Below are 13,883 nucleotides of genomic sequence, written 5' to 3' on the forward strand. Positions count from 1 at the left end.
GCGCATGATAGCATGGCTTCGACATGGAAGGAAGGGGATACGCGGTATGAATCCGATTACACTGCAACAAGCCGCCAAAATGGCGGAAGGAATGCTGATCGGCGGCGAACCGTCGCGTACCATACATCACGTTCATTTTGACACGCGGCAGCTGGAAGACGGCGGGCTGTTTGTCGCCATCCGCGGGGCGCGGGACGGGCACGAATTTGTGGCGCAGGCAGCGGCCCAAGGGGCGAAGGGGGCCATCATTGCCGATCCGTCCCTTCTGCCGGCCGATCTGCCCGCCGACTTTGGCATCATCCTGGTCAATGATACGCTGCGCGCCTTTCAAAAACTGGCCGCCGCCTATCGCAGTCAGTTCGCCATCCCTTATATCGCGGTGACCGGCAGCAACGGCAAAACGACCACCAAGGACATCATCGCCCATCTGCTTGCGCACAAGCTCTCCATCTACAAAACGTACAAGAACTTGAACAATCACCTGGGCGTGCCGTATTCGCTCCTTCAGGTGGAAGAGGGGCATCAGGCCGCGGTGCTGGAACTGGGCATGAACCATCCGGGCGAAATCGAGCGCCTCGCTTCCCTGGTGAAGCCGCGCATCAGCGTGATCACCTTCATCGGCGAACAGCACATCGAATTTTTCGGGTCGCGGGAAAAAATCGCGCTGGCGAAAGCGGAGCTGCTTCCCCACACCGATCCCGAGGGAATGGTGCTCCTGAACGGCGACAACGAATACCTGCGCCGGATCGCCCACCTGTATGACGGGAAGATTCTCTACTACTCGGTTACAGGCCCTGCCGACATCTGGGCGGACAAGATACGCATGGATGAACGCGGGCTGCATTACGAGGTGCATTTCCGGGACGGCGAACACGCTTCCCTGTTTCTTCCCCTCTACGGGAGACACAACGTGTTGAATTCCCTCCCGGCCATTGCCATCGCCCGCCACTTTGGCCTGTCGCTTGCGGACATCAAGGAAGCCCTGGCGACCGTGCGCCTCTCCGCGATGCGCTTCGAGGTGCTGCATGCCCGCTCAGGCGCCGTGCTGGTCAACGATGCGTACAACGCCAGTCCCGATTCCATGCAGGCTTCCATTACGACATTCGCGGAACTTTTCCCGGAGCGGAAAAAGGTGCTCGTGCTAGGCGACATGTTCGAACTGGGGCCGGACAGCCCGCAGATGCATGCCGGGGTGGGAGCGTTCGCGAACCGATATCGGGACGCCTTCTCCCTCCTGATCGCCATCGGCGACAACGCCCGTCATCTCTATGAGGCCTACCAGGGGGAAAAACGTTATTTTGCCACGAAAGAGGAAGCCGTCGGCACGCTTTCCCGGTTCGATACGGCCGACCATGCCATCCTGTTCAAAGCTTCCCGCGGCATGGAGCTGTGGACGCTGCTGGAAAGCTTCCCCTCTTGACAGATTGGTTCCCCCTCATAAACGGACAACAGGAATGCCTTCGAAGGCATTCCTGTTTTAGTGTGTAGACAAAGTCCACATGTCATGGATGATGGTTCCTGCTCGCTGCTGCAACTTTCTATCCAATGCGGCGGACAAACCGCTCCAGCCGGTTCATCCCCTCTTCCAACTGCGCCATGGAGTAGGCGTAGGAGATCCGGATGTATCCTTCCCCGAACGCCGAAAAAGCATCCCCCGGGACGACCGCCAGCTTTTCGGTCTCCAGCAGTTTGGTCGCGAAGTCGAAGGAGCCCATGCCAAACTTCCGCACAGAGGGGAAGATGTAAAATGCGCCCTGGGGTTTGGTCACTTCCAGGCCCATGGCCGCCAGCCGGTCATAAACATAGTCTCTGCGCTTCCCATACGCCTCTTTCATCGGCTCCGCATCGTCCGCTCCGCTGGTCAGGGCTTCCAGCGCCGCATACTGGCTGATCGAGCTTGCGCATGAGACGTTATATTGATGGACCTTCACCATCTGTTCCGTCAGATAGGCCGGGGCGAAGGTAAAGCCGATCCGCCAGCCGGTCATCGAATGGGACTTGGACAAGCCGTTGATCACGATGGTTTTCTCCCGCATGCCCGGAAATGATGCGATGGAGCAGTGGGGCTGTCCATAGATCAGTTCGCTGTAAATCTCATCCGAAATGACGAAGATCTCCCTGTCTTTCAACAATTCAGCAATCTCGCCCAGTTCCTCTGCCGCCATCACGCAGCCGGTCGGGTTGGAAGGATACGGCAGGATGACGCAGCGGGTCTTGTCCGTTAGGCAGTCCTGCAACAGCTGCGCGCTCAGCTTGAAGCCATTCCCCCTCGTATCCGCATAGACCGGCACGGCGCCGCACAGCCGGATCAAGGGCTCGTATCCGGGGTAAACCGGCCCCGGCAGAATCACCTCGCAGCCTTCCTCCAGAATGGTGCGCATGGCGATGTCCAACGCCTGGCTGGCCCCGATGGTCACAATGATTTCATTTGCCGGATCGTAGGTCAGCCTGTACTTGTTCTTCATGTAACCGCTGGCCGCCTGGCGCAGTTCGGGCAGTCCCGCGTTGGGCGTGTAGACGGTTCGGTTGTTCCCGATAGCGGTGACGGCCGCTTCCTTGATATGCTCCGGGGTTTCAAAATCGGGCTGCCCGATGGTTAACGAGATCGCGTCCGGAACCTGGGCAACCATGTTGGCAAACCTGCGGATGCCGGAGATTTGGATCTCTCTTACCCGTTGATTGATCAGATGACGCACGGTGGGTACCTACTTTCTCTTCTTCGTTTTCCCCTTGATCATACCATATTTCAGATCGCCCAGTTACCCTTGCGGAAAATCGGCTCGCGCATCCCCTCCGCCGTCTCGCCGTCAATCTCCATGTCGGCGGAACCGATCATGAAGTCGGAGTGGGCGCTGCTGATATTCGCTCCGCAGCGGGCCAGTTCCTCGCCCGTCATCCGTGTCCCGCCCTCCAGGCAGACCGGATAGGCATTGCCGATCGCCAAGTGGCAGGAAGCGTTCTCGTCATACAGGGTGTCGTAAAAGAGGATGTTCATTTCGGAGATCGGAGAGTGGTGGGGAACAAGGGCGATTTCTCCCAGATAGTGTGCCCCCTCGTCGGTTTCAATCAGGTTTTTCAACGCTTCCCGTCCCGTTTCGGCCGAAAAGTCGACGATGCGCCCGTTTTCGAAGCGCAGCGTAAAACGGTCGATCAGGCTGCCGCCGTAATTGAGCGGCTTCGTGCTCGTCACCACGCCGTTTACCCCATCCTTCTTCGGCATCGTGAACACCTCTTCGGTCGGAAGGTTGGGGACAAAGACCGTACCGTTTTCCCCTCGCCAGGGTCCGCCATTCCAGACATGCAGTTCGGGGAGATCGACGGCCAGCTCCGTTCCCGGCGCCTTGAAATGGAGGCGTCTGTATCTTTTGCGGTTCAGGTAATCCCGTTTCCGGACAAGCTGGGCAAGATGGTCCTGCCACGCCTGTACGGGATCGTCGCTGTCGATGCGGTTCGCCCGAAAGACCGCCTGCCACAGTTTCTCCATCCGGGCGTTTTCGTCCAGTTCAGGAAAAACGCGGGCGGCCCAATCGGGCGACGGGACTGCGACGATCGCCCAGCATACCCTGCCGGTTCGGGTGTATTGGCGCAAAGAACCCAGCACGCCGGCATCGGCCTTCATCTGCAGCGCCGCTCTTTGCGGGTCCGCCCCCTTCAGCAGATCGGCATTGCGCGAAACAACGGTCAGAAACGCGGCGCCTTCCCTGGCATATTGCTCCAGCATCTCCGCCTTCCACGCGGGAAACTGGGCAAGCGATTCCTGCGGAGCATGCAGGACGCGCAGCCGGCGGACCTGATCATCCTCCCAGTCCACATAAACCTGCCTGGCCCCGGCTTCATAGGCCGCCTTTACGGCCGTTCTCACGAATTCCGCCGTGGTGATGGGCGCCCGGATCACCAGCGTTTGTCCGGCCTGCAGGTTGACCCCCACTTTCAACGCAAGCTGCGCATATTTTTCCAAAGAATGAACAAAGTCGCTCATGGCAGACCCCTCTCTCCCTTGTGTTAACCTTCTCCTGGAGAAAGTTCGGCACGGTCTGCCGGGATTCCTGTCAAAAATTTTTTATCCTATTTCACATGATCCAGCACATTTTGGATGACGACCAAGGAATCCTGCCGGGGGAAAAGATGATATTCATTTTTGACCGCTTGATAGACGGCATTCAACGCTTTCGCCCCGCGCGTCTTGCGATAGCTTGCGATCACCTGCGCGAAACGGGGATTGTGAATCAGATCGGTGCTCCAATTCCAGATGCGCGGTTTCATCACGTCCAGCCGTTTCTTTTGCAGTTCCAGCTGGATTCTGGCGTTGGTATCCGCGATCATCCTGGCTTTCGTCTGTTCCAGCTGCTGTTTAAAGGACGGGTTGTTCAACAGGGTGGGCCGGCGTGCCACATATTGGCTGTACGGCTGCCCGTTCACATAGAGAAAACATTCGGCACAAATCACATCATTCGCCCCGCCGGTCTGATAGTACTGCCATTTGCCATCCACCCATTTGGACGGCAGCAGCCGCTGGACGTACATAAAGAGCAGCCGATAAGGATACTCGCCGACCACGTCATTGGGTCCAGGTGTCATTTGCAGGCGCACATCCGGATAGACGTTGCCGCGCGGGTCGACATCAAAGCCGGGCAGCCCCACTTCGATGGCCCAACGAACCGCAATATCCTGCGTATCCAGCGGCGCTACGCTTCCCTTGTACGGCCGCACCTCATGCAACGCACGATACAGCACATTGGCCACAAACGTTTTGGTGGCCGGTTCCATGATACGCTCGCCCGCCACTTCTTCGGGCAGCACGAAGCCCGCGTCAATCAGCGCCTGGACGCGGGCCCGCATCTCGATTTCGCCGCGCTGCCGATGGAGATTGCCTGCTTCCTGAGCGTAAGGCGCGTACTTGTCCTGCAGCTCCTTCAACCGCTTCTCCCATTCTTCCGGAGGCAGCGTTGCCCGCCCCTCGCTCAACCTGGCGATTTCCCGATCGTACCCGTCTCTCTTTGCTACCGTTTCGGCAATTCGCTTGTTCATCTCATCCGGCCGGTAGCCTTCCGGATAGACAGGGGGAAGCCCGCCGATTGTATCGAACAGTTGAAACAGGAAGCCGATTTTCAACGTTTCCCATTTATCCACGGTCGCCATGATTTTCTCCGGGGTGTATCCGCCGTTCGTATCATCAAAATAGGTGCCGAGCGTGTACGCGTGCACTTTCTTCACGGGGTCCGGGAAATCATCGCGGATGGTCGTGAAGGTGACCAGTTGACTCACATTTGGGGGAAGTTTATATGTAAATAGATAAGGACTTGCCTGGGCATGGGCGTTGGGGATGGGCATTGCGGGAATGATCGCCATGAAACCGAGACTCCCCACCATCAGGCTCAGGATCAGGATTTTTCGCAGCATCATCATCACCTTTATCACCTTTTCGTTTCTTTCTCATTCTTTGACGACAGATCCGGTGAAACGTTTCTCCATGGTTTTCATGACCGTAAAGGAGGTTTGCGCTTGATACACACGCTGGCCGCAACCCAAGAAGGCACCCTGCTGTTTGATCTGCCCATCGACCGGCTCAATGACCCCGACATTGCCTGGTACTGGGTGGATTTTGACCAACCTGCCGAACAGGAGACCAACCTGCTGGCTGATTTTTTCCGCTTTCACCCGCTCGCCATCGAGGATTGTCTCCACTTCCTGCAGCGACCCAAGCTGGACCATTATGACGGCTACACCTTCTTCGTCGTCCATGCGCTCAATCAGATGACAATGGAGGCCGAGGAGGTCGACCTGTTTGTCGGTTCCCGCTTTGTGGTCAGCTTCCACAAGACACCGTCGGCGGAAATCGAGCTGATCCGAAGCCGGATACGTGCGTCCGAAAACCATGTTCCCAAGGGGCCGCTTGCCATCGCCTATACCATCATGGACAAGCTGGTCGACAACTATTTTCCGACCATGTACAAGCTGGAAGACGAGCTGGGGGAAATCGAGGAGAACACGCAGGGAAAAACGATCCGCCAGCTGATGGACCAACTGTTTCGCATCCGCGGAGAGCTGCTGCATCTGCGCCGCACCATCGTGCCGATGCGGGATCTACTCTACCGGATCATCAACTCCGAGTCACTCTCCCAATCCCGGGAACAGCGCGCCTACTTTACCGACATTTACGATCACCTGCTCAAGCTGACGGAAATGCTCGAATCCAACCGGGAGATGACGGCCGACATGCGGGACAGCTATCTCTCGCTCAACTCCAACCGGATGAACAGCATCATGATGACCCTGACCGTCATCACCACCATCTTCATGCCGCTTACCTTTATCGCCGGCATTTACGGGATGAACTTTTCGTACATGCCGGAGTTGAACTGGCGTTATGGCTACTTTGCCGTGCTGGGGGTCATGGCGGTTGTCGGTTTCAGCATGTACGCCTGGTTCCGGAAAAAAGGATGGTTTGACAACCGGTAGTTCCATAAAGAAAACGCCCTTGCACCAGGCAAAGGCGTTTGAGCACTGCATCCTTTAATCCAGCTCCTCGGCTGCGATGATATTTTGCTGTTTGTCCGCATGCCGTTCGATGGCAAGCTGCACGAGACGGTCGATCAATTCGGCATAGCCGATCCCCGCCGCCTGGAAGAGCATCGGGTACATGCTGTACGGCGTAAATCCCGGCATGGTATTGATCTCGTTGATGTAGAGCCGGTCGTTCTCTTCATTCCAGAAGAAATCCACGCGAGACAATCCGGAGCCGTCGATCGCCTGAAAAGCCTTGACCGCCATCTCCCGGATGCCCTCCGCGACGTGCGCCGGGATTTGGGCCGGGATTTGCAGCTCCGTGCCTGCCCCTTTGTACTTGGCTTCATAATCGTAAAATTCCTTGGCGGCGATCACTTCACCCACCACGGAGGTGATCACCTGTTCATTGCCGAGGACGCCGATCTCCAGCTCTCGCGCCTTGACGTACTGCTCCACGATGATCCGGCGGTCAAACCTGGCCGCCAGCTGAAGGGCATTCACCAGCTCTTCCGGCGTCTTGGCCTTGGAAATGCCGACGCTGGACCCCATGTTGGCCGGTTTGACAAAGCACGGATATCCCAGTTCGCGTTCAATCTGGTCGACGATGCCCTGCAGGTCGCTTTGCAGCCGGGAGCGCAGCACACCCACATAGTTCACCTGCGGCAATCCGGCCTGCGCAAACACATTTTTCATCATCCACTTGTCCATTCCCACGGCGGACGCAAGCACCCCCGCCCCCACATACGGGATGTCAGCCAATTCCAACAGCCCCTGAAGCGTACCGTCTTCTCCATTTGGCCCGTGAATGACCGGAAAGATCACATCCACCTCTCTGCCCAATGCCAACACGGGAGCAGCTTTTCCGCCACCCGCCTGCTGCAGGGCCCCTTCCGCCATACCTGTACCGGCTGCAGATTCCGCCAGCCGCAGCATCTCGACATGGGTGATCTGTCCTGCTGCCGGTTTCCCTTTGACCCATGTGCCGTCCAGCTGCACATGAACGGGCGTAATCTCATACTTCTCGGGATCTACCGCGTTGATGATGGACAGGGCGGTTCTAAGCGACACCTCATGCTCCGACGATTTGCCCCCGTAGATGATCCCGAGCCGGATTTTGTTCCCCATTGTGAATACTCCTTTCTCCTCTGCCTATCCCGCATGCAGAATCCTTCCCTATGTTATGCACACATGCGGCGATGTGCGCTCTCTCTTGGCAGCGATCATTTTCTCAGCATACACAATGCGCATGCGGAACACAAGGGTTTCTGGACTCACCTTTCGTTTGTGGGTATCATATTGTATGGCAAGTTTTTTCGAAATGGGAGGTATCTACCATGAGAGATTATTTGCTGTACTGTACGTATTGTTCTGCGTACACGCTGCTGCACAGCTACGACAAAGAGTCAGGTACCTTTCTCGGAGAATACTCGCTGCTGCATAATGAATACACGCGCAACAGCGTCATTCTGCACAAGTTCCTCCTCGCCCATCTCGGACACACGCTTCGCACCATCCCTTCCAAAACGGACGAATACATGAACATCATCTGTACAGCCACCCATTTCCTCGAAAACGACATCGACAAATACGTCGAAGAGAGTCTGGAACAGGTCCGCTTCCATGAGATGGACCGCCGCAGCGAACGGGAGATCGGCAGGGTGCAGCTTCACATCGTCGAGCATCTGCTGCAGCGCGAGCTGGAAAGCTTGACAAACACCAAAGCGGCAACCCCGGCGGAAGGCCAGGTCCTGCTCGGCAAGGAGCTGGGCATCAAACGGGCGATTGAAGTGCTGAAAGAAGTCCGTTCCGATCGACAATTTGCCTAAGGAAAACACCCCCGTGGAACTCCACGGGGGTTCGTGTGCAGACAAGGTTTGTCCTGTCAGGAGCTCGCGTAGGCCCCATCTCTCCATGCTTCAAACTTTTTCATAGCTTCACCGTTCTTCCTGGGGGTTTGGAGCCGCCGAGCCGCCTGCCTGCTTCCTTCTCACGCGGACGGAACCCGCGTCTCTCCCCGCTCCCTCCGAACTTCCTTTCAGGCGGCTTGGAGCGTTTCGTCCGCAGCGGCTTTTCCGGTGTCAGCTCGACCGGCACGTCGCTGGTTTCACGGGTCAACAACTTGAGAGCAGCCGCTACCAGTCTGTTCGCATCGTGCTCGTCCAGCAAGTCATTGGCCAGCGCCACATAGGGGTCCAGCTTCTCCGCTTCCAGGGTATGGACAATCTTTTCCACCGCACCCCGCATCTGGCCGCTGATGGCCTCCGCGATGGTCGGGACAGGACGTTTCTTGATCTTCGCCTGATTGATCCGTTCGATAAAATGAAGGTGCTCGGTTTCCCGCGGGGTGACGAAGGTGGTGGCCACTCCTGTGCGCCCTGCCCGGCCCGTACGTCCCACCCGGTGCACATAGCTTTCCGGATCCTGCGGAATATCGAAGTTATAGACATGCGTGACATTGGAGACGTCAAGCCCGCGCGCCGCGACATCGGTCGCGACCAGTATCTCGATCTGCCCTTCGCGAAACTTGCGCATCACGGCATCACGCTGATGTTGTGACAGATCCCCGTGCAATCCTTCCGCCAGATATCCACGCTTCTGCAAGGCGGCGGCCAGTTCGTCCACCCTTCTCTTCGTCCGGCCGAAGATGATGGCAAGATCCGGCCCTTCGATATCAATCAGCCGACAGAGCGTATCAAACTTTTGCAGCTCCGCCACTTCGCAGTAAAATTGCGCAATCGTCGGCTTCTGCACCACTTTGGGCGTGACGGCGATGTGTTCGGGATGTTTCAGGAATTGATCGGCCAGCTTGCGGATAGGGGCCGGCATGGTGGCGGAAAAAAGCATGGTTTGGCGATCGGCCGGTACGGCGGTCAAGATCTTCTGGATCTCCTCCAAAAAGCCCATATTGAGCATTTCGTCGGCTTCATCCAGGACGACGGTATGCACCTCTTGCAACCGGATGGTGCGCCGTTCCAGATGGTCGATCAGGCGGCCCGGCGTCGCAATGATCACATGCGGCCGATTTTTCAAGGCGCGGATCTGCCGGCCGATATCCTGCCCCCCATAGATGGGCAGATGTCTGACTCCCTTGTGAACCCCGAATTTGGAAAGCTCCTCCGCCACCTGTATCGCAAGCTCCCGCGTCGGGGCCAGCACCAATCCTTGAATGGCGGGGGAATCGACGTCGATCTTCTCGATCAGCGGGATGGAGAACGCCGCTGTTTTCCCTGTTCCCGTCTGCGCCTGGCCGATCAGGTCTGCGCCCGACAAGGCGAGCGGTATCACCTTTTCCTGAATCGGCGTGGCTTCTTCAAAGCCCATCTCCGAGATGGCGCGTGTTACCGAATGATGCAGGTGAAACTCATAAAATGTGGTCAATAGAATGCTCCTTCCTCTTATCAACAAATGCCTTGGGTGCCGCGAATGCGTTCCCGATTATTTTTCCTCTTTGGCAACTCCGCCATACAGATGAAAGGAAAAACGTTCCATCTGTGACGCTTCATTGTATCAAACTTTCCTGCAAAAAGAAACAAAAATAAAACCGACCTGTCCGTCGTTTTCACGGGCGAATGACGCACCGCCTTTACAGTGCTTCAAAAAAAGCGGCATGCTGCCGGTTGGCAACATGCCGCTTGATACGATATCGGAAGTTTACGTTCTATAAAGCATGAAGCGATGTGAGATAAGCTGAGGGCCCCGCCCGGCGCAGCGATCGCTTAGGCCGGGCGGGGTATTCTTATTTCCTGTCGCGCACCTCGAAGATGGCAAACTTCAGGTAATGGCCCTCGTCGGCGCCGCTGATCTCCGGGTGGTCCTTGCCCGCGCCGCGCCATTCGATCAGGCGCAGGATCTTTTTGGCATCGAACGCTGCGTCCTGGATGGTGGAAAGGAACAGCTCCGGTGACATGTGGTACGAGCAGGAGGCCGTCACCAGATAGCCGCCCGGGCGCACCAGCTTCATCCCGTGGAGGTTGATGTCCTTGTATCCGCGGATCGCGCCCTTCACTGCGGCCCGCGACTTGGCGAAGGCGGGAGGGTCGAGAATCACCACATCCCAAGAGAGGCCCGCCTCCACGCTCTCGCGCAGATAATCGAACGCGTTGGCGACGACGAACTGGACGCGATGCAGATAGCCGTTCAACGTGATGTTCCGCTTGGCCGTCTCGATCGCATGCTCCGAGATATCGAGCGCCGTCACCTTTTTCGCCCCATGCTTGCAGGCGTTCAGGGTGAAGGAACCGGTATGGGTAAAGCATTCCAGCACTTCGGCCCCGTCCCAGAACGGGTTTTTGACGATTTTGCCGCGCTTGTCCACCGGTTTCAGCACCGGTTCCCCCTGCTCGTCCAGGAGGGGCTCCACGCCGGCCCGCCTGCTTCCGGTCTTGTCGTACAGCGGTTCGCCGTCGCTCCCGATCGGCTGCAGGGTGATGCCGTGCCTTTCTCCCCAGCCGGTCATCAGGGGCGCGATGGCCGCCCGGTTTTCCCGCTGATCGTAGAAGAAGCCGGTCTTCTGCCCTTCCACGATGTCCACCACGTATTTCAGCCCGTTCTCCTCGATCATCACTTCGCGGGGACACTCGCCATAGAGCACCTCTTTCCGCTGCTCCAGGCCTTCCAGCTCGCGCACGGGAACATCGCCCCGCAGGTAGATCCCCTTGGGCTGAAAAACTTCCACCAAGGCCTGCGTGATCAGGTCGCGCCGCCGCTCCATGCCAAGCGACAGGATCTGTACCACCAGCACGTCATTGTACCGGTCCACGATGAGGCCGGGCAGGAAATCCGCTTCGCCGTACACCAGGCGGCAGGCCAGCGGATTGTCGACAAATCGCCTGCGGAATTCCCCGGCTTGCCGAAAACGGCGGACGAAGAAGGCGAGATCGATCTCCTCCTTCGGGTCGTAGGTCATGATCCGCACGATGATCTGAGAGGACGGATTAATATACCCCTTGGCGAGAAAATGGCCTTGATGGTTGGTTACCTCTACGATATCGCCTGGCTGGTACTCCCCCTGGATCTCCAGTACTTCCGACTGAAACACCCACGGATGGCCCGCTTCCAGCCGGCGTTTCCGATTCTTGTGCAGCAACACTTTTGCCATGAAGCCTGTGAACCCTCCTTGTCATGCTTGTCTGTGTACAGGCATAGCTATAGTAGTAGAACGCGCCAGGAGGACGGTCTCGTGCGATATCTTTCCGTATTGATCCCCTTTACGCTCGGTCTTGGTTATTTTTTGCTGGGTATGTATGCCATGCGAACCGGCTTTCACCTTCTCGCCGGCAAAAAAATGGAAGCCGTGCTGGCCCGCTTCACCCAAACCCCCACGCGCAGCTTCATGACCGGCCTTCTGGCCACCTTTGCCCTGCAGAGCTCCAGCGCCGTCACCGTGGTCACGATCGGGCTGACCCATGCCGGGCTGATCGGGTTTGCCCAGACGGTGGGCATCATTCTGGGAACCAATGTGGGGACCACCATCACCACGGAGCTGCTCGCCCTGCGTCTCGAATCGCTGGCCGTCCCAATGCTGCTGGTCGGCGCCGCCTTCTGGCTGCAGCCAAAGCGGGTGATCCGCTGCATCGGGCTCGTGATGGGCGGTTTCGGGCTGATTTTTCTCGGCATCGATACGATGCAGGTGATGGCCAAGCCCCTGGAGCAGTCGGAAACCTTCCGCAACCTGTTTCTGGAAAGCAGCCATTCGGTCTGGATCGGCCTGTTGACCGGCACGGTCTTCACCGCGCTCATCCACAGCAGTTCGGCGACAACCGCGATCACCATGGGGCTGATGACACACCAGATCATGACGATGGAAACCGCGCTCGCCGTCGTGCTGGGGGCCAATATCGGCACCTGCTTCACCGCCCTGATCGCCAGCATCGGCACCAACGCCGCCTCGCGCCAGGTCGCCTGGTGCCACACGCTGTTCAATCTGGCGGGCGCGCTGCTGTTTATGCCGTTCCTTTCCAGTCTTGCCAATGCCGCCGCCTTTTTAACAGCGACCCCTTCCCTGCAGATCGCCCATGCCCAAACCATCTTCAATCTCGTCTGTTCGCTGCTTGCTTTGCCGTTTGCCGCGCAGATCGCCCGCGTGATCCAATGGCTTGTCCCGGATCGGGCTTCCACCCGGCCCTAGGGCGGTCAGCCGCCTGCCTGGGGCAACCGGCTTAAAACGGCAGCAGCAGCAGGGAGGTTACGAGGCCCGCCAGGATCATGGCCAGGCTGGAGGCCGCGGTCTGCGCCGCCGCTTCAGGCGGCAGGCTGGCTGTCCCGATGGCGTGGGAGCTGGTGCCCACGGCGATGCCGATCGCCCAGTCATCCCGAATGCCTGCCAGTTTGAACAGGGTACGCGCCATCACCGCCCCGATGAGTCCGGTCACGACGGAAAACAAGGCGGCCAAAGCGGGAACGCCGCCGACGGTCAGGGTGAGTTCCACCGCGAACGGGGTCGTCACCGACTTGGTCAGCATGCTGCGGGCAAGCGTGTCGTCTCCGCCTGCCACCTGCATGACCAGCCAGCCGGACAGAAGCGAAACCGTACACCCTACCGTCACCCCGAGCAGGACCCCCTTCCACAGGTATGCCAGGGCGCGGATGTGCTTGACCAGCGGGACAGCGAGGGCTACGGTGGCGGGGCCCAGCCAGAAGGTGATCCACTCTCCCCCCATCTTGTACGTCTGCCAGTCGCCGCTCATCCCCCACCAGGCCAGCCAGACGGCAGGGGTGGCGATCAGCAGGGGATGGAGGGAAGGAAATGCGCGCTGCAGCCTTCTCGCCCCCAGGTAGCCCAATACCGTAACAGCGATCGCCAAGAACTGCATCATGATACTTCCTCCTTCCCGATCCCCTGCAGCAGCTGCTGGCGTCTCCTGCGGGAAACGACCCGTTGGACGGTCCACCCTGTCCCCAGCATGGCAAGCGGCGGCCCGATCAGCAGCGCCAGGAGAAGAGGGCCCTGATTCCGGGACAGCAGGGGAATAAAGTCCGTCACACCTATGAGAATGGGTACAAAAAACAACAGCATGTGCCGGAGAAGAAACGCGCTGGCTTTCTCCACGGTCTCCGGCTTGATGATCCCGGACAGCAGAAAAGCGGCCAAAAGCAGCATCCCGAGCATATTGCCGGGGAGCGGGACGTGCCCCCACTTGGAGGCAGCCGTCCCCACGCCATAAAAGAGCAGCAGGATCAACCATCCTCGCATTTTCTTTCTCTCCCCCCATTCCTTCTCCTCATTGTACGGAACAGGCCGGCAGCCTGGCAATAAAAAACCCCGCCGACTTAAGCGAACGCTCCACCCACTCGGCGATAGCTATCGCTGCGCCGAGTGGGGCCCTATCTGTGCCGAGTGGGGTCCCTTGCTGGTGTCGGCGGGGGCCCCAAACCTA

At 58.3% G+C, this 13,883-nt stretch carries 12 protein-coding genes; 4 read left to right on the forward strand and 8 right to left on the reverse strand.

Annotated elements, in window-relative coordinates:
* Positions 1 to 46 precede the first annotated feature (46 nt).
* Positions 47 to 1,420: a UDP-N-acetylmuramoyl-tripeptide--D-alanyl-D-alanine ligase gene (locus G3578_RS02915; RefSeq protein WP_165208505.1), complete on the forward strand. Its 1,374-nt coding sequence runs from the start codon at positions 47 to 49 to the stop codon at positions 1,418 to 1,420.
* Positions 1,421 to 1,538: 118 nt separating this feature from the next.
* Here the strand turns inward: G3578_RS02915 and G3578_RS02920 are convergent, their stop codons facing one another.
* The 3 genes from G3578_RS02920 to G3578_RS02930 form a co-directional block, all read right to left on the reverse strand.
* Positions 1,539 to 2,696, reverse strand: coding sequence for an aminotransferase A (locus tag G3578_RS02920; RefSeq protein ID WP_165208507.1), 1,158 nt, complete (start codon positions 2,694 to 2,696; stop codon positions 1,539 to 1,541).
* 50 nt (positions 2,697 to 2,746) lie between these two features.
* Positions 2,747 to 3,979, reverse strand: coding sequence for an aminopeptidase (locus G3578_RS02925; protein ID WP_165208509.1), 1,233 nt, complete (start codon positions 3,977 to 3,979; stop codon positions 2,747 to 2,749).
* Between the two features lie 86 nt (positions 3,980 to 4,065).
* On the reverse strand, positions 4,066 to 5,406 hold the full coding sequence (locus G3578_RS02930; RefSeq protein ID WP_165208435.1) for a hypothetical protein: 1,341 nt from the start codon (positions 5,404 to 5,406) through the stop codon (positions 4,066 to 4,068).
* Positions 5,407 to 5,502: 96 nt separating this feature from the next.
* On the opposite strand from G3578_RS02930, the gene corA reads away from it, so the two are divergent.
* Positions 5,503 to 6,459 (forward strand): magnesium/cobalt transporter CorA, encoded by a 957-nt coding sequence (corA, locus tag G3578_RS02935; protein WP_241254436.1) that lies wholly within the window; start codon positions 5,503 to 5,505, stop codon positions 6,457 to 6,459.
* A gap of 54 nt (positions 6,460 to 6,513) precedes the next feature.
* On the opposite strand, the gene G3578_RS02940 is transcribed toward corA, so the two are convergent.
* Complete coding sequence (locus tag G3578_RS02940) at positions 6,514 to 7,632, reverse strand: D-alanine--D-alanine ligase (RefSeq protein ID WP_165208513.1); 1,119 nt, start codon at positions 7,630 to 7,632, stop codon at positions 6,514 to 6,516.
* 209 nt (positions 7,633 to 7,841) lie between these two features.
* Between G3578_RS02940 and G3578_RS02945 the strand changes: the two genes are divergently transcribed.
* Positions 7,842 to 8,333, forward strand: a complete 492-nt coding sequence (locus G3578_RS02945; protein WP_165208515.1) for a hypothetical protein — start codon at positions 7,842 to 7,844, stop codon at positions 8,331 to 8,333.
* A gap of 100 nt (positions 8,334 to 8,433) precedes the next feature.
* On the opposite strand, the gene cshA is transcribed toward G3578_RS02945, so the two are convergent.
* Together cshA and G3578_RS02955 are read right to left on the reverse strand one after the other, a co-directional pair.
* Positions 8,434 to 9,885, reverse strand: a complete 1,452-nt coding sequence (gene cshA / locus G3578_RS02950) for a degradosome RNA helicase CshA (protein WP_277603111.1) — start codon at positions 9,883 to 9,885, stop codon at positions 8,434 to 8,436.
* A 358-nt stretch (positions 9,886 to 10,243) separates the two neighbouring features.
* Positions 10,244 to 11,605 (reverse strand): class I SAM-dependent rRNA methyltransferase, encoded by a 1,362-nt coding sequence (locus tag G3578_RS02955; RefSeq protein ID WP_165208517.1) that lies wholly within the window; start codon positions 11,603 to 11,605, stop codon positions 10,244 to 10,246.
* Positions 11,606 to 11,686: 81 nt separating this feature from the next.
* On the opposite strand from G3578_RS02955, the gene G3578_RS02960 reads away from it, so the two are divergent.
* Entirely contained in the window at positions 11,687 to 12,634 is a 948-nt protein-coding gene (locus G3578_RS02960; protein WP_346773947.1) for a Na/Pi cotransporter family protein, read from the forward strand.
* A gap of 31 nt (positions 12,635 to 12,665) precedes the next feature.
* Here the strand turns inward: G3578_RS02960 and G3578_RS02965 are convergent, their stop codons facing one another.
* Positions 12,666 to 13,322, reverse strand: a complete 657-nt coding sequence (locus G3578_RS02965; RefSeq protein ID WP_206529448.1) for an LrgB family protein — start codon at positions 13,320 to 13,322, stop codon at positions 12,666 to 12,668.
* Entirely contained in the window at positions 13,319 to 13,699 is a 381-nt protein-coding gene (locus tag G3578_RS02970; RefSeq protein ID WP_165208521.1) for a CidA/LrgA family protein, read from the reverse strand. The genes G3578_RS02965 and G3578_RS02970 overlap by 4 nt, the downstream gene beginning before the upstream one ends.
* Positions 13,700 to 13,883: the final 184 nt, after the last annotated feature.

The organism is Brevibacillus sp. SYP-B805 (assembly GCF_011059135.1).
Classification (GTDB): Bacteria; Bacillota; Bacilli; order Brevibacillales; family Brevibacillaceae; genus Brevibacillus_F.

Excerpts from the sequence above, each read along its gene's own strand:
- G3578_RS02925 (WP_165208509.1), bottom strand. The coding sequence starts at position 3,979 with ATGAGCGACTTTGTTCATTCTTTGGAAAAATATGCGCAGCTTGCGTTG.
- G3578_RS02970 (WP_165208521.1), bottom strand. The coding sequence starts at position 13,699 with ATGCGAGGATGGTTGATCCTGCTGCTCTTTTATGGCGTGGGGACGGCT.
- G3578_RS02940 (WP_165208513.1), bottom strand. The coding sequence starts at position 7,632 with ATGGGGAACAAAATCCGGCTCGGGATCATCTACGGGGGCAAATCGTCG.
- G3578_RS02955 (WP_165208517.1), bottom strand. The coding sequence starts at position 11,605 with ATGGCAAAAGTGTTGCTGCACAAGAATCGGAAACGCCGGCTGGAAGCG.
- G3578_RS02965 (WP_206529448.1), bottom strand. The coding sequence starts at position 13,322 with ATGATGCAGTTCTTGGCGATCGCTGTTACGGTATTGGGCTACCTGGGG.
- G3578_RS02945 (WP_165208515.1), top strand. The coding sequence starts at position 7,842 with ATGAGAGATTATTTGCTGTACTGTACGTATTGTTCTGCGTACACGCTG.
- G3578_RS02915 (WP_165208505.1), top strand. The coding sequence starts at position 47 with ATGAATCCGATTACACTGCAACAAGCCGCCAAAATGGCGGAAGGAATG.
- G3578_RS02930 (WP_165208435.1), bottom strand. The coding sequence starts at position 5,406 with ATGATGATGCTGCGAAAAATCCTGATCCTGAGCCTGATGGTGGGGAGT.